The 15,050-nt window shown below is 70.1% G+C and carries 12 protein-coding genes; 7 read left to right on the top strand and 5 right to left on the bottom strand.

Annotation, left to right across the window (positions count from 1 at the left end; translation table 11 throughout):
- Nucleotides 1-118: 118 nt before the first annotated feature.
- The 4 genes from C1J01_RS36475 to C1J01_RS36460 all read right to left on the bottom strand — a co-directional run bounded on the left by C1J01_RS36475 (nt 119) and on the right by C1J01_RS36460 (nt 3,945).
- Nucleotides 119-886: an IclR family transcriptional regulator gene (locus tag C1J01_RS36475; protein WP_235854908.1), complete on the bottom strand. Its 768-nt coding sequence runs from the start codon at nt 884-886 to the stop codon at nt 119-121.
- A 76-nt stretch (nt 887-962) separates the two neighbouring features.
- The gene (locus C1J01_RS36470; protein ID WP_111183523.1) at nt 963-1,823 is read right to left on the bottom strand and encodes a carbohydrate ABC transporter permease; all 861 of its coding nucleotides are present in this window, start codon (nt 1,821-1,823) and stop codon (nt 963-965) included.
- Nucleotides 1,820-2,734 carry a carbohydrate ABC transporter permease gene (locus tag C1J01_RS36465; protein ID WP_111183522.1) on the bottom strand — a complete coding sequence of 305 codons (915 nt, stop codon included), beginning with the start codon at nt 2,732-2,734 and terminating at the stop codon, nt 1,820-1,822. Before C1J01_RS36465 ends, C1J01_RS36470 begins: the two co-directional genes overlap by 4 nt.
- The gene (locus C1J01_RS36460) at nt 2,731-3,945 is read right to left on the bottom strand and encodes an ABC transporter substrate-binding protein (RefSeq protein ID WP_235854907.1); all 1,215 of its coding nucleotides are present in this window, start codon (nt 3,943-3,945) and stop codon (nt 2,731-2,733) included. Before C1J01_RS36460 ends, C1J01_RS36465 begins: the two co-directional genes overlap by 4 nt.
- Before the next feature lie 232 nt (nt 3,946-4,177).
- On the opposite strand from C1J01_RS36460, the gene C1J01_RS36455 reads away from it, so the two are divergent.
- The 3 genes from C1J01_RS36455 to C1J01_RS36445 all read left to right on the top strand — a co-directional run bounded on the left by C1J01_RS36455 (nt 4,178) and on the right by C1J01_RS36445 (nt 6,948).
- Entirely contained in the window at nt 4,178-4,972 is a 795-nt protein-coding gene (locus tag C1J01_RS36455) for an NAD-dependent epimerase/dehydratase family protein (RefSeq protein ID WP_235854906.1), read from the top strand.
- 84 nt (nt 4,973-5,056) lie between these two features.
- A complete protein-coding gene (locus tag C1J01_RS36450; protein WP_111183520.1) occupies nt 5,057-6,019 on the top strand; it encodes a LacI family DNA-binding transcriptional regulator in 963 nt (320 codons plus the stop codon).
- A complete protein-coding gene (locus tag C1J01_RS36445) occupies nt 6,016-6,948 on the top strand; it encodes an aldose epimerase family protein (protein ID WP_111183519.1) in 933 nt (310 codons plus the stop codon). Before C1J01_RS36450 ends, C1J01_RS36445 begins: the two co-directional genes overlap by 4 nt.
- On the opposite strand, the gene C1J01_RS36440 is transcribed toward C1J01_RS36445, so the two are convergent.
- Complete coding sequence (locus tag C1J01_RS36440; RefSeq protein ID WP_181449163.1) at nt 6,941-9,385, bottom strand: SpoIIE family protein phosphatase; 2,445 nt, start codon at nt 9,383-9,385, stop codon at nt 6,941-6,943. The two genes, C1J01_RS36445 and C1J01_RS36440, sit on opposite strands and share 8 nt — an antisense overlap.
- A gap of 181 nt (nt 9,386-9,566) precedes the next feature.
- Between C1J01_RS36440 and C1J01_RS36435 the strand changes: the two genes are divergently transcribed.
- From C1J01_RS36435 to pgsA, 4 genes are all read left to right on the top strand, one after another.
- Entirely contained in the window at nt 9,567-12,074 is a 2,508-nt protein-coding gene (locus C1J01_RS36435) for a DNA translocase FtsK (protein WP_111183517.1), read from the top strand.
- Between the two features lie 84 nt (nt 12,075-12,158).
- Nucleotides 12,159-12,920: a helix-turn-helix domain-containing protein gene (locus tag C1J01_RS36430; protein ID WP_111183516.1), complete on the top strand. Its 762-nt coding sequence runs from the start codon at nt 12,159-12,161 to the stop codon at nt 12,918-12,920.
- Nucleotides 12,921-12,979: 59 nt separating this feature from the next.
- The gene (gene rimO / locus C1J01_RS36425) at nt 12,980-14,389 is read left to right on the top strand and encodes a 30S ribosomal protein S12 methylthiotransferase RimO (protein ID WP_111183524.1); all 1,410 of its coding nucleotides are present in this window, start codon (nt 12,980-12,982) and stop codon (nt 14,387-14,389) included.
- The gene (gene pgsA / locus C1J01_RS36420; RefSeq protein WP_111183515.1) at nt 14,386-14,958 is read left to right on the top strand and encodes a CDP-diacylglycerol--glycerol-3-phosphate 3-phosphatidyltransferase; all 573 of its coding nucleotides are present in this window, start codon (nt 14,386-14,388) and stop codon (nt 14,956-14,958) included. The genes rimO and pgsA overlap by 4 nt, the downstream gene beginning before the upstream one ends.
- The last annotated feature ends 92 nt before the right edge of the window (nt 14,959-15,050 follow it).

The raw sequence follows: 15,050 nt of genomic DNA, 5'->3' as shown, positions 1-15,050 counted from the left end.
GTGGGGGTAACGCTCGTGCGGGGTGCCCGGGGTGCGGCCGGCGTGCGGCGTGCGGGGAGGCGGTGTTGGTGTCCGTTGGGGGCTGGGTTGGCGGCGGCGTTTGTGGGTGGTGGTGGGGTTAGCGGATGCCTTCGCGGCGGAGGGTTGCGGCTAGTTTGCGGGTGTGGCGGATGATGGCTTCGGTGATGGGCTCTACCTCGGCCGGGGTGAGGGTGGCGGGCATCGAGCAGCTGATCGCGTCCGTGGCGGGGATGCGGTAGTCGACCGCCACGGCCACGCAGGCCACTCCCGGGGTGCCTTGCTCACATTCGTACGACCAGCCGCGGGTGCGGACCTGGTCGAGTTCGCCGGTGAGTTTGGCCAGGTCAGTGATGGTGTGGTCGGTCAGGCCTGTCAGGGGTTCGGGCAGCAGGGCCACGACCTCGTCGTCGGTGAGCTGGGCGAGCAGCACCTGCCCGAGCGCCGTCAGGTGGGCCGGCAGCCGCCGCCCCACCCGGGGGATCACGTGGGCGGCGTCGCGTGCCTCCCGGGTCGCCAGGTAGAGGACGTGCGCGCCGTCGCGGCGGGCGAAGTGCACCGTCTGGCCGATCTCGTCGCGCAGGTCCTCCAGGGTCTCCTGGGCGAACGGCAGCGCCGGGTCCTTGTCGAGGTACGCCGTGCCGGTCAGCAACGCGTGGGGCCCGATGCCGAACGCCGACCGTGACGCGTCGGTCTCGACCCAGTTGAGCTCGACCAGCGTCCGCATGAGGGCGTGCAGGCTGCTGCGCGGGAACCCGGTGCGCTGCTGGAGCTCCGACAGCGTCAGATGGTCGTGCGACTCGGCGAGCGTTTCCAGGATGCGTACGGTCCGTTCCGCTGACTTGACCAGCTGGGGCTGCATGCTCATCCCATCTCGTATCCTCTGCCGCATGATCCAGGATATTGGATGGCGTCCAGATACGTGGACGCCTAGCTGGTGACGTCTAACCCTTGACGGCTCCACTCGTCAGCCCGCGCATGAACTGCCGCTGGAATGCCAGGAACGCGATGATCGACGGCAGCAGCGCCAGCAGCGAGGCCGCCAGCAGCACGCCGATGCCGACCTCCTCGTCCGAGCGGAGCGAGCGCAGGGCGATGGGCAGGGTCCACATGTCCGACGCGGGCGCGACGATCAGAGGCAGCAGGTACTGGTCCCAGATCATCGTGAAGCCGAAGACGCCGATCACGCCGAGCGCGGGCCGGCACAGCGGCACGATGATCGTGGCGAAGATCCGCAGCTCGCCGGCCCCGTCGATGCGGGCGGCCTCCTCCAGCTCGACCGGCACCTCCCTCATGAACTCCGTCATGACCAGGATGGAGAAGCCCCAGGCGCCTACCGGCAGGATCATGCCGGCGTACGTGCCGATGAGGTTGATGTTCAGGCCGGGCATGTCGGACAGGACGAGTGACAGCGGGATCGCGATGATCTCCTCGGGCAGCATCATCGTGGTGAGCATGAGCAGCATCACGAACGTCATGCCGCGAAACTTCTTGCGGGCCAGCGAATAGGCGGCGAAGACGCTCACCAGCATCTGCAGCAGCAGCCCGAAGCCCACCACCACGAACGAATTGAACAGGTACAGGTAGACGTTCTTCTCGCCGGCCTGGATGAAGTTCTCCAAGGTGAAGCCGTCCGGCCAGAGGGAGAAGGAGGTGGGGTCGAGGGTCTCGCTGAACGCGCTCATCAGCAGCCCCACCAGCGGCCCGGTGAAAATGACCACCATAAGGCCATAAATCAGGATCTTGCCGAAGATTGCCAGCGGCCCCCGCCGCGACTCCAGCCCCAGCGCGCTGTCGAACCTCATGCCGCCTGCCTCCTGCGCAACATCTGCACGACCACGGTGAGCACCAGCGTGGCCAGGAACAGCACGATCCCGCCCGCCGAGGCGACCCCCAGCTCGTTCGACTGGAACCCGAGCTTGTAGATCAAGGTCATCAGCACCTCGGACGACCCGTTCGGCCCGCCGTTCGTCAGGACGTACACCTCGACGAAGACGCGCAGCCCGCGGATGGCCGCCAGCGTGAACAGGATCCAGAACACCGGCCGCAGCGCCGGCAGCGTGATGTGCACCAGCCGCCGCCAGGTGGAGGCGCCGTCCACGGCCGCCGCCTCGTACAGAGTGCGATCGACGCCGACCAGCCCGGCCAGGAAGATCATCATGTCGTACGGCGTCCCGCGCCAGATGCTCATCAGCATGATCGACCACAGCGAGGTGTCCTCGCTGGCCAGCCACGGCTGCGGGTCGATGCCGCCCCAGCCCAGGATGACGTTGAGCATGCCGCTGTCGGCCGGGTGGAACATGATCCGCCACACCTCGGCCACCGCCGCCATCGTCGTGACGACGGGGAGGAAGGCCGCGGTCCTGACGAACCACAGGTAACGCGCGGGGCCCTCGATGAGCAGCGCGAACCCGAGGCCGAGCACGATGGAGCCGATCGTGGTGCCGAGCGCCAGCACGACGCTGTGCCAGATGGCCGCGGCGAACTCGTCGTCGGTGAGGATCGTCCGATAGTTCTCCAGGCCGACCCACTCGTCGCCGAGAAAGGTCTGCACCTTGAAGAAGCTCTTCCACAACCCGACGAACATCGGGATGAACTTGAAGTACAGGAAGAGCAGCAGCGCGGGCGCGAGGAAGAGCCAGGCGATCAGCGTGCCCCGCCACCGCACCCCAGGGGGGCGGCGGGCGGGGCGCGCCGGGGTGGGGATGGACGTCATGACGCGTTCTGGCTCTGCAGTTCCTGGGTGAGCTTGGTGTTGAGCTCGTCCATCGCGGTCTTGACGTCGGCGGTGCAGTCGGCCCAGACGGCGTTGATGGTGTCGGCGGAGTCCTGGCGGATCGGCGCCCAGTTGGGCACGGGCGGAGCGTAGACCGCGTTCGCGTACGACTCCTGGAACACCTTCCAGCGCGGGTCCTGGCGTTCGGCGGCCATGTCGACCTGCGTGTTGACGGGCAGGCGGACGATCGCGCCGTTGGCGTCCTTGTTCATGCCGATCCGCTGGCCCTCGGGGGAGACCGCGAACTCGGCGAACCTCTTCTGCGCGTCCTGCATCCGCGAGCCGGCCATCAGGTAGACGTTCTCGCCCTCGCCGAGGGTGCCGGGGCCGCCGGAGGGGCCCTTGGGCACGGGCAGCACCTCGATCTTGTCGGTGCCGATGCTCTCCACGAACCGGGCCAGCACGTACGGGCCGACCAGATAGATGCCGCCCTGGCCCTTCTCGAAGACCTCGTGCGTGACGGTCGTGTCGTTGCTGACCGCGCCGGGATTGACCGTCTTGTTGTCGCAGAACTGGTCCTGCAGGTACTGGACGGCTTCGACGGTCTTGGGGTCGTTGGCCGTGGCGACGTACTTGCCGGGGCCGTTGGCCTTGAGGAAGTCGCCGCCGTTGGCGTAGATGAGGGAGGAGGCGTACCAGGAGGCGTAGCCGCGCTTGGTGCCGGCGGGGATGACGAAGCCCGCGGTGTCGGCGGTGCCGTTGCCGTCGGGGTCCTGCTCGGTGAAGGCCTTGGCCAGCGCGGTCAGCTCCTCCCAGGTGTCCGGCGGCTCCATGTCGACCTTCTCCCGCCAGTCCTTGCGCACGATCAGCGCGAACGCCTGGGCCGAGAACGGGGCGCCGTAGGTCTTGCCGTCGCTGCCGGTCGCGGCCTTCCACGCCAGCTCGGAGAGCTGGTCGCCGCCGGCCAGCGCCGCCTTGTCGACTTCCTGCAGCCAGCCCTGCGACTGCATGGCGCCGAGCTGGGCGGTGTCGTTGATGACGATGTCGGGGAGTTGGCGCTGCGCGGCCTGCTGGTTCAGTTTGGTTTCGAAATCGTCGAAAATGGCGACGACATTCGTCTGAACCCCACTGGCCTTGGTAAATGCGTCGGCGAGTCTCTTCGCCGTCTTCGCGGATTCTGAATCGGGCGCCTGTCTGATCCAGATCTCCAATGTGTTGTCCGACGCTGTCGATCCGTCGGAACCGCAGCCTGTCAGCCCTGCGGCTAAGGCCGCTGCTAGAGCGACTCCCAGCAGACGACGTGACATAAGACCGCCTCCTGTTCACATATGTGGACATGAGTCGCGCACTTGGATGTGTGCCTGTGAACGTAACTAGTGACATGGCGCACGGTCAATATTCAAGGATGTGAATTCGGGTCAGAATCGTGTACACCATGGATGCATGCGCATTCTCATGACAGGGGCCGCGGGGAAAGTCGCGACGCTGCTTCGGCCGCGGCTCGCACGTGCGGGCCGTACGCTGCGGCTTTCCGACATCCAGCCGGTCGAGCCGGGGCCGGGGGAGGAGTGGGTGACGGCCGACCTGGCCGATCCAGCCGACATGGCGGAGGCCATGAAGGGTGTCGACGCCGTGCTGCACCTCGGGGGGCAGAGCCGTGAGCGTCCCTGGGCCGACATCGTGCGCGCCAACATCGACGGCACGCAGGTGCTGATGGAGGCGGCGTACAACGAGGGGGTGCGGCACGTCGTTCTCATGGGCAGCCACCACGCGGCGGGTTTCCACACGCGGCCGGAGTCCGGTGAGGACCTGCCCGACTACGCCTTCCCGCGCCCCGACACGTACTACGGGGTGAGCAAGGTCGTCATGGAGGCCCTCGGCAGCCTCTTCCACGACCGGTTCGGCATGAACGTCACCGTCATCAGGCTCGGCACCTGCAACGACCGTTCGCCCGACACCCGCGGCCTGGCCACCTGGATCTCGCCCGACGACCTCACCCGCCTCGTCGAGGCCGCGCTGACGGCGCCCGGCTACCACGTGGTCTGGGGCGTCTCCGACAACGCCCGCCGCTGGTGGTCGCTGGAGGAGGCGAAATCCATCGGGTACGTCTCCCGCGACTCCTCCGAACCCCAGGCGGCCGCGCTCATCGCCGAGCACGGCGAGCCCGACCTCGCCGACCCCGTCCACCACCGCGCCGGCGGCGTGTTCACGCTGAAGGAGCTGGGCGGCTCCTGGTGATGGCAATCGGTTGCACCAGCCTTGACGCCGGGGAGCACGAAGGTCAAGGCTTGGACGCGCAACCGTTTGCAAGGGAGGACGGCGATGGCGGCGACGATCAAGGACGTGGCCCGCGTCAGCGGCGTGCACGTGTCCACGGTGTCGCGCGCCTTCTCCGCGCCCCACCTGGTCAACCCCGCCACCAGGAGCCGCGTGCTCGCGGCCGCCGACGACCTCGGCTACCGGCCCAACCGGGCGGCCCGCGCGCTGACCACGGGGCGCACGTTCAACCTGGGCCTGATCGTCGCCGACATCTCCAACCCGTTCTTCCCGCCGCTCATCAAGGCCGCGCAGGCGCAGGCCCGCGGCCGTGACCACCACGTGTTCGTGGCCGACACCGACGAGGACCCGCGAGTGGAGGAGGAACTGATCAGGACGCTCGCCAAGCAGGTGGACGGCGTCCTGCTGTGCAGCCCCCGCCTGTCGAACAAGGTGATCGAGCGCCTGGCCGAGGACGTGCCGTTCGTCGTGGTCAACCGCCGGATCGGCGGCATGCCGTCGGTGCTCATGAACGTCGCCCAGGGCGCCGGTCTCGCCCTCGACCACCTGGCCGGCCTCGGCCACCGCAGGATCGCGCTCGTCTGCGGCCCCGCCGGCTCGTGGACCAGCAACGAGATGCAGGCCGTGGCCACCCGTTCCCAAGGGCTCGACCTGATCTCCATCGGCCCCAACCCGCCCACGGAGGGCGGCGGCCTGGCCGTGGCGGCGGAGGTGGCGGCCTGCGGCGCGACCGCGGTGCTGGCCTACAACGACCTGCTCGCCCTCGGCCTCATCGAAGGGCTGGCCGCGATGGGGATCGAGGTTCCGGAGCAGATTAGTGTGATCGGGTTCGACGACATCCTGCCTGGACGCCTCAACCGGCCCAAGCTGACCACCGTGGCCATGCCGGCGGCCGCCGCGGGCAGGATGGCCGTCGACCTGCTGCTGCAGTCGGGGGGCGAGGGCACCACGGTGACCCTCGACACCGCCCTCATCGTCCGCGAGTCCACGGGAAGGGCCAGAACATGATCTTCGGAACGCTGCCGTCCGGCCGGCAGGTCGAGTGCGTGGAGCTGTCGTCGGGACGGCTGCGCGCCGAGGTGCTCACCTACGGCGCCGTCGTCCGCAGGCTGGAGGTGTCCGGGGTCAACGTCGTGCTCGGGCTCGACACGCTGGAGGACTACCTCACCCGCAGCCGCTACTTCGGCGCCGTGGTCGGCCGCTACGGCAACCGCATCGCCGGCGCCCGCTTCACCCTCGACGGCGCCGAACACCGCCTGCCCGTCAACAACGGCCCCAACAGCCTGCACGGCGGCACCGAAGGCTTCGACAGCAAGGTGTGGACCATCACCGCCAAGACCGGCGACTCGGTGACGCTCACGCTCACCAGCCCCGACGGCGACCAGGGCTACCCGGGCACGCTGACCGCCTCGGTCACGTACACGCTGGCGGACGACGCGCTGCGCATCGACTACGTCACCGAGACCGACGCGCCGACCGTGGTCAACCTGACCAACCACTCCTACTTCAACCTCAAGGGCGGCGGCGACGTGCTCGACCACGTCGTCCGCATGGAGGCGGCCCACTACCTGCCGGTGGACGACGACAAGATCCCTACGGGCGAGCTCGCGCCGGTCAAGGGCACGCCGTTCGACTTCACCGAGCCGCACGCGGTGGGCGAGCGGAACGACGGCGCCTACGACCACTGCTTCGTGCTCGACGGCGGCATCACGGTGACGGGCGGCGGCCTGACCATGGAGGTCACCACCACCGAGCCGGGCGTGCAGTTCTACACCGGCGCCATGCTCGACGCCGCCGCCACGCCGTACGGGCCGTTCGCCGGGCTGTGCCTGGAGACCCAGCACTTCCCCGACTCGCCCAACCAGCCGCGGTTCCCCTCTACCGTGCTGCGGCCGGGGGAGCGGCGCACCTCCACGACGTCGTACCGGTTCATCTGACCTGCTGGCGCAGGACGGCGGAGGCCTTGATCACCAGCAGGGCCACGTCGTCCTGCGACGGCTCGGGGGCGAACGTCTCGACCGCGAGGCGCACCCGTTCGGCCACCGCGTGGGCGCTGAGCCCCCCGCAGCCGGACAGCAGCCGCGCGAGGCCGTCGCCGTCGTCGAGCAGCTTGTCGCCGTCGCGCCGCTCGGTCACCCCGTCGGTGACGCACAGCAGCACGTCCTCCGGCGCCATCTCGAACCGCTCGACGTAGAAACGGGCGCCGGACTCGATGCCGAGCAGCAGCTGCGGCGTCGCCACGCTCTCGACCCGGCCGTCGGCCCGCAGCAGCAAGGGCGGCGGATGACCGGCCGAGGCGACCGTGCACAGCGCCCCGCCCTGGGGCAGCGGCGTCAGCTCCCCGCACAGCAGGCTGAGGAACCGGTCGTCGTCGCCCTCCTCCAGCAGCGCCTGGTTGAGCCGGTCGAGGATGTCGGCGACCGTGTAGTTCTCCTTGGCCAGCAGGCGCACGGCGTGGCGGGCCAGACCCGTCACGCCGGCCGCCTCGGGGCCGCTGCCGCACACGTCGCCCAGCGCGAAGCACCAGTGGTCGCCGACGGTGAACAGGTCGTAGAAGTCGCCGCCGACGTCGGCGCCCTCCTCGGCCGGCTCGTACACGACCGCCGACTCCAGGCCCGGCATGGGCGCCACGCGCATCGGCAGCAGGCTGCGCTGCAACACGCGCGAGCGGGTGGCCTGGCGCGCGTACAGCATGGCCGTGTGCAGGTTGAGCGCCACCAGACGGCACAGATCGGCCAGCAGGTCGGCGACCTCCAGCGGCAGCGTCGGCTCGGCGCGGCCGATCACCAGCGCGCCGTGCGACCTGCCCTGAGTGAGCAGCGGGAAGGCCAGCACGGTCTCGGGGCCGACCGGCCAGCTCACCTCGCTGAGCGCGCTGCGCGGGATGGCGGGCAGGGACTTGCGCAGCTCGGCGTTGTGGCCCTCCTCGCTGTGCCAGACGTGGGCAAGCCTGGTCATCCCGGTCAGGTCGGTCAGGTAGATCGCCGCCCACCTGGCGATCTTGGGCACCACGAGCTGCGCGGTGAGCGCCGCGATCAGCTCCTCGTCGTGCACCCCCGCCAGCAGCTCGCCCGCCTCGGCCAGGAACGACAGCCGCCCCCGGTGCGCGCGGTCCTGCTCGGCCAGTCGTTCGCGCTGCAGCGGCACGGCCACCTGGTCGGCGATGTGCTGCAGGCTCACCGTGAGCTCGTCGTCGAAGCGGCCCGGCTGGGCGGCGGTCACCACGAGGAATCCGATCACCTCGCCGGTCACCAGCAGCGGCGCGCACGCCAGGGACCGCGCGCGCAGCTGCTCGGCCAGCTCGACGTCGCCCGCCAGCAGGTCGTCCACCAGCGCGGGCGTCCTGCGGTCGGCGCCGAGCACGCCCGTGGCCAGCACGCCCACCAGCCCCGCCGTCGCGCCCGCGCCCGCGGCCACGCCGAACCGGCTGCCGTCCTCGGCGGCCAGCAGCACGTACGCCGCGTCGCCGCCGCTGGAGACCTGCACCACCTGGGCGATGGTGTCCAGCAGCTCGGCGAACGGCATGTCGCGGTCGAGCAGCTCCTTGATACGCCGGCCCGCCTCCCTGCGCATCGGCGCGGGCGGCGGCGTCAGGACGTAGCGGTGGTCGCGGGCCACCACCATCCAGATGGCCCGGCGCTCGCCGGCGTGGCCCTGGCTGAGCAGGTGGGAGACGTAGACGGGGATCAACCGGCCGTCGAGGTGGCGCATGCGCACCTCGCCCCGCCAGCGGCCCAGCCCGAGCGTGTCGGCCAGCGACAGCGCGTACGGGCCGTGGCCGCGCCAGGCCACCAGCTCCTTCAGCGACCGGCCGACGGCCTGCTCCGCCGGTCGGCCGAGCAGCCGTTCCGCCTCGGAGTTCCACGACTCCACCACGCCGTCGCGGTCGGCGATCACCACCCCGACGTGCAGCGCCTCCAGCGGTCCGGCCGGCACGGCGGCGAGCGCGGCCTCGCGGGGGTCGCCGCCCTCGCCGAGCTCCATGCGCACCCAGACCCGTTTGGCCGTCCTGGTGTAGGTGACGCCCCAGGCGTCCGCCAGCAGCGCGGCGAGCGCGAGCCCACGCCCGGAGGTGGGCAGCCCACCGGGGGACTCGCCTGGGGTCTGCGGGATCGTACGCGCGGGGTGGTGGTCGTCGACCTCGATCTCGAGCCTGGCCGGGACGGCGTCCAGGTCGAGCCGGCAGGTCAGCTCCACGCCGGTGCCGGCGTGCACGACGGCGTTCGTGACGAGCTCGCTGGTCAGCAGCACGGCGTCCTCGGCCAGGTGGCTCAGGCGCCATTCGCCGAGCACCTGGCGGACGAACTTGCGCGCGTGCGCCGGGGCATGGGGAGTGCCCTCGAAGGCCGTGCTCGACACCCGGGTCGTGTCCACTCTGCGTCCTAGAACATCACTCGATGTGGCGGTTCCGTCACTCCAGGGTGGCAGACCGAGGGCCACCGGCATGTCGAGTTGTCAAGAAGGCCGCCGGCTGATCGGCTTTCGGGCGCTCACATGCCGGGACACCGGCGAGCCTACGCGCGTACGACGGTGTCTCCGACGTACCTTTGGCATCATGGCCACCCGTACGCCGAAAAGCGCATCGAAGGGGCCGGCGAAGCGGTCGACCTCGTCTCGCTCGACCCCCGCCAAGCGCGGGTCCACGTCGGCGGGACGCCCCCGGGCGAAGGGAGCCGCCTCCGGCCGCAAGCCCTCGATGACCCACCAGGACCCGATCAGCTGGGTCTTCACCATGATCGGCAAGCTGATCGTCGGGCTGTGGATGCTGCTCGCCAACGGCATCGGCAGCGCCGCGCGGGCGCTAGGCAAGAACGCCCGCGAGCTCGATCCGGCGCACCGGCGCGACGGGGTGGGGCTGACGGTGCTCGCCGCGGCGATCGTGCTCGCGGCCATGACCTGGCGAAACTCCGACGGCGCGGTGGCCGGGGTGGTCAACGCGACCGTGCGGGGCGTGTTCGGGTCGCTCGCGTGGGCTCTTCCGCTCCTGCTCGGGCTGCTGGCCTGGCGTTACCTGCGCCACCCCGACCAGAACGCCGACACCGGCCGCATGGTGATCGGCTGGGCGGCGCTCGTGGTCGGCGTGCTCGGCGTCATCCACGTGGCCAACGGCACCCCCTACCCGGCGGGCGCCGGCCAGGGCATGGACAAGGTGTCGGCGGCCGGCGGCATGATCGGCTTCCTCGTGTCGGCGCCGCCGATGAGCATCCTGCCGTCGTGGGTGACGATCCCGCTGCTGCTGCTCCTGTCCGGATTCGGCGTGCTGGTCATCACGGCGACGCCGGTCCACCGCATCCCCGAGCGGCTGGCCGAGTTGCGGCACATGTTGTTCGAACGGCAGTCGGAGACCGACCAGCAGAAGACGCCGGCCAAGAGGCGGGTCAAGCCCAAGAAGCCCGTCGACGGCGACGGCGTCGAGATCGTCAAGCCGTACGACACCCCGGTGTTGTCCGAGAAGGAGCGGCGCGACCACTCGCCCGAGATCGTGCCCGGGCTCACCGAGGACGACGAGACGCCTGCGCCCGAGGCCGAGCGCAGGCCGGAGCCGCCGCTGCCGACGCCCGCGCCGCGCAAGGTGGAGCAGCTGGTGCTGTCGCCGCAGGCGGGGCCGTACGCGCTGCCCGACCTGCAGTTCCTCAAGCCCGGCACGGCGCCCAAGCCGCAGACCAAGGCCAACACGACCGTGGTCAACGCGCTGACCAGCGTGCTGGAGCAGTTCGGCATCGACGCGCAGGTGATCGGGTTCACCCGGGGCCCGACGGTGACCCGCTACGAGATCGAGCTGGGGCCCGCGGTCAAGGTGGAGAAGGTCACCGCGCTCACCAAGAACATCGCGTACGCCGTCAAGTCAGCCGATGTCCGGATTTTGTCGCCTATTCCTGGTAAGTCGGCCATCGGGGTGGAGATCCCGAACGCCGACAAGGACCTCGTGGCGCTCGGCGACGTGCTGCGTTCGCAGGTGGCGCAGGCCGACCACCACCCGATGATCGTCGGCCTGGGCAAGGACGTCGAGGGCCGGACCATCGTGGCGAACCTCGCCAAGATGCCCCACCTGCTCATCGCGGGCGCGACCGGCGCCGGCAAGTCGGTCTGCGTCAACGGCCTGATCACCAGCATCCTCATGCGGGCCACGCCCGACGAGGTGCGCATGGTGCTGGTCGACCCCAAGCGCGTCGAGCTCAGCGTGTACGAGGGCATCCCCCACCTCATCACCCCCATCATCACCAACCCGAAGAAGGCCGCCGAAGCCCTCGAATGGGTCGTGGGGGAGATGGACCGGCGCTACGACGACCTGGCGGCCTCCGGGTTCCGGCACGTCGACGAGTTCAACAAGGCCGTGCGCGCGGGCAAGCTGCAGCCGCCTCCCGGCAGCGAGCGCGTCTACCAGCCGTACCCGTACCTGCTGGTGATCGTGGACGAGCTGGCCGACCTCATGATGGTGGCGCCGCGCGACGTCGAGGACTCGATCGTGCGCATCACGCAGCTGGCCCGCGCGGCCGGCATCCACCTGGTGATCGCCACCCAGCGGCCGTCGGTCGACGTGGTCACCGGCCTGATCAAGGCGAACGTGCCCTCCCGGCTGGCGTTCGCGGTGTCGTCGCTCACCGACTCGCGGGTCATCCTCGACCAGCCCGGCGCCGACAAGCTGGTCGGCCAGGGTGACGCGCTGTTCCTGCCGATGGGCGCGAGCAAGCCGATCCGCATCCAGAACGCGTTCGTCTCGGAGAAGGAGATCGCCGAGATCGTCACGCACTGCAAGACGCAGATGCAGGTCGAATACCGCGACGACGTGGCCGCGGCGCCGGTCAAGCGGGAGATCGACGAGGACATCGGCGACGACCTCGACCTGCTCCTGCAGGCGGCCGAGCTGATCGTCACCACGCAGTTCGGCTCGACGTCGATGTTGCAGCGCAAGCTCCGGGTCGGCTTCGCCAAGGCCGGGCGCCTGATGGACCTGCTCGAGAGCCGTAACGTGGTCGGCCCGAGCGAGGGCTCCAAGGCGCGTGAGGTGCTCGTGAAGCCCGACGACCTGCCGGGTTTGCTGGCCGATCTGCGTGGCGAATGACCCCAATGCGTGCTTGCACGGCGATAACTGATTGAATATGTCTCACCACGAAGAGTAGTGGCCTGTGGTGGGGGGCGGTTCGCTGTGCAGGAGCAGAGCATCGGGGCCATGCTGGCGGCGGCCAGGCAGGCGGCAGGATTGACGGTCGCGCAGGTCAGCGCGGCCACGATGGTTCGTGAGTCGATCATTCAGGCTCTGGAACAGGACGACGTCGAGCAGGGCGGTGGCGCCTTCTACGCGAGGGGCCACGTCAGAGCGGTGGCCAAGGCGGTGGGGCTCGACCCCGAGGCCACCGTCCACCTGTTCGACCAGCAGCACGGCGGGGCGCCCAGGCCGATGCCGGCCTCGGCCGTGTTCCAGGCCGACCGCAAGATCCACCTGCCGGAGCGGCGGGGGCCCAACTGGACGATGGCGCTCGGGGTGGCGCTGGCCGTCGCGGTGGTCTTCGGGATGTTGCGGGTGCTGGGCGGCGCCAGCGACCACGTGCGTACGGGGGACATGCATGCGGCCTCGGCGCGGCCGAGCGTCCCGCCGAACACCCCGATCACCGAGACGCCGCGGCCCAAGCCGTCGAAGACGGCCGGCAAGAACATGGTGACCGTGCGGATGAAGGCCAAGCGGTCGTCGTACGTGAATGTGCACGACGCCAAGGGACGCAAGTTGTTCGCCGGGACGCTCAAGGCCGGCAAGACGTCCACCTGGCGCGCGGCCGACCGGGTCGACGTGCTGATCGCCGACGCCGGGGCCGTGACGGTGCACGTCAACGGCAAGCGGGTCAGGGGCCTGGGCGGCAGCGGAGAGGTCGTGCGGAGATCGTTCCTGCCGCCGAAACCGCAGTCGAGGTAGATCAGCTGGGGAACCCGTGCATCGGGTGGTGGCCAACTCCCGATACCGTAGTGTTCACCATGTCATCCCGCCGAACCGCTTCGCTGATCACTCTGGGCTGCGCACGTAACGAGGTCGACTCCGAAGAGCTGGCCGCGCGACTGGAGGCTGCCGGCTGGCAGCTGGGCGACGACGACCCCGATGTCGTCGTCGTCAACACGTGTGGCTTCATCGACTCGGCCAAGAAAGACTCCATCGACACGCTGCTGGCCGCCGCCGACTCGGGCGCGAAGGTCGTGGCCGCGGGCTGCATGGCCGAGCGCTACGGCAAGGAGCTCGCCGAGGCCCTGCCCGAGGCGAGCGCGGTCATCTCGTTCGACGACTACGCCGACATCGGCGGGCGCCTCGACGACGTGCTCGCCGGCCGGCCGCTGACCCCGCACACGCCGCGCGACCGGCGCACCCTGCTGCCCATCTCCCCGGTCGACCGGGCGAACGCCGCCACGGCCCACATCCCGGGCCACGGCGACCTGCCGGAGGGCGTCGCGCCCGCCAGTGGGCCGCGCGTGCTGCGCAGGCGGCTCGACGAGAGCCCGGTGGCCTCGCTCAAGCTGGCCTCCGGCTGCGACCGGCGCTGCACGTTCTGCGCCATCCCGGCCTTCCGCGGCTCCTACGTCTCCCGCAAACCCGACGAACTGCTCGCCGAGGCCGACTGGCTGGCCCACCGGGGCGTGCGCGAGCTCGTCCTGGTGAGCGAGAACTCCACCTCCTACGGCAAGGACCTCGGCGACCTGCGGGCGCTGGAGAAGCTGCTGCCCCAGCTCGCCGCCGTCGAGGGCATCGAGCGGGTGCGGGTCAGCTACCTGCAGCCGGCCGAGCTGCGCCCGGGGCTGATCGACGTGATCACCGGCACCGAGGGCGTGGCGCCCTATTTCGACCTGTCGTTCCAGCACGCCAGCAACAGCGTGCTGCGGCGGATGCGCCGCTTCGGCGATCCCGAGCGTTTCCTCGGGCTGCTCGACACCATTCGTGAGCGCGCCCCCGAGGCGGGCGTGCGCTCCAACTTCATCGTGGGCTTCCCCGGCGAGACCGAGGAGGAGTTCGGCGAGCTGGTCGGGTTCCTGGAGCGGGCGAGGCTCGACGTGATCGGCGTGTTCGGCTACTCCGACGAGGACGGCACGGAGGCCGCGAAGCTGCCGGGCAAGCTGGAGCAGGACGTCGTCGGCGAGCGCGTCCGCGTGCTCACCGAGCTGGCCGAGGAGCTGACCGCCCAGCGCGCGGAGGAGCGCATCGGGACGGAGGTCGACGTGCTCATCGACGACGACCTCGGCGACGGCGGCTACGAGGGCAGGGCGGCCCACCAGGGGCCCGAGGTCGACGGTTCGGTGACGGTCCAGGGCATCGGCCTGGTCCAGGGGCAGATCGTGCGCGCGGTGGTGGTCGACGCCGAGGGGGTCGACCTGATCGCGCGCATCAAGGCCGGTCCATGACGAGGGACGAGCGCCGCGTGGTAAGCCCGTGGAACATCGCCAACGTCCTCACGGTCCTCCGGTTGGCGCTCGTCCCCTTCTTCGTCGTCTGTCTTTTCCTGCCGGGCACCGGGTGGCGGATGGCCGCGCTGGCGGTGTTCGCGGTGGCCTCCATCACCGACCACCTCGATGGGGAGCTGGCCAGGCGTTACGGCCTGATCACCGACTTCGGCAAGATCGCCGACCCGATCGCCGACAAGGCGCTGACCGGGGCGGCTCTGGTGTGCCTGTCGATCCTCGGCGAGCTGCCGTGGTGGGTCACGATCGTGATCCTCGTCAGGGAGCTGGGCATCACGGCGCTGCGGTTCCTGCTGCTGCGGCACGCGGTCATCCCGGCCAGCTACGGCGGCAAGGTCAAGACGGTGCTGCAGATCACGGCCATCGTGCTCTATCTGCTGCCTTTCGTGCCCGATCCCGTCCGGTGGGTGGTGATGGGCGCGACGGTGCTGATCACCGTCGGCACCGGGGTCGACTACATCGTCAGGGCGGTGAGACTGCGTAACGTGGCCAGGCGGGCACGAGGGGAGTGAACGATGGCGGATGTGGCGGGCATGCTGGCGCTGCTGGTGGAGCGGGGGGCCACGGTGGCGGTGGCCGAGTCGCTGACCGGGGGGCTCATCGG

Source organism: Nonomuraea aridisoli, assembly GCF_003236395.1.
GTDB lineage: Bacteria > Actinomycetota > Actinomycetes > Streptosporangiales > Streptosporangiaceae > Nonomuraea > Nonomuraea aridisoli.
The sequence above is the reverse complement of the archived record's forward strand: the minus strand, read 5'-3'. Positions and strand labels throughout refer to the sequence as shown.

Bases quoted from the DNA above. Each gene is read 5' to 3' on its own strand.
- C1J01_RS36475 (WP_235854908.1), bottom strand. From the start codon at position 886: ATGAGCATGCAGCCCCAGCTGGTCAAGTCAGCGGAACGGACCGTACGC.
- C1J01_RS36470 (WP_111183523.1), bottom strand. From the start codon at position 1,823: ATGAGGTTCGACAGCGCGCTGGGGCTGGAGTCGCGGCGGGGGCCGCTG.
- C1J01_RS36465 (WP_111183522.1), bottom strand. From the start codon at position 2,734: ATGACGTCCATCCCCACCCCGGCGCGCCCCGCCCGCCGCCCCCCTGGG.
- C1J01_RS36455 (WP_235854906.1), top strand. From the start codon at position 4,178: ATGCGCATTCTCATGACAGGGGCCGCGGGGAAAGTCGCGACGCTGCTT.
- C1J01_RS36450 (WP_111183520.1), top strand. From the start codon at position 5,057: ATGGCGGCGACGATCAAGGACGTGGCCCGCGTCAGCGGCGTGCACGTG.
- C1J01_RS36445 (WP_111183519.1), top strand. From the start codon at position 6,016: ATGATCTTCGGAACGCTGCCGTCCGGCCGGCAGGTCGAGTGCGTGGAG.
- C1J01_RS36435 (WP_111183517.1), top strand. From the start codon at position 9,567: ATGGCCACCCGTACGCCGAAAAGCGCATCGAAGGGGCCGGCGAAGCGG.
- rimO (WP_111183524.1), top strand. From the start codon at position 12,980: ATGTCATCCCGCCGAACCGCTTCGCTGATCACTCTGGGCTGCGCACGT.
- pgsA (WP_111183515.1), top strand. From the start codon at position 14,386: ATGACGAGGGACGAGCGCCGCGTGGTAAGCCCGTGGAACATCGCCAAC.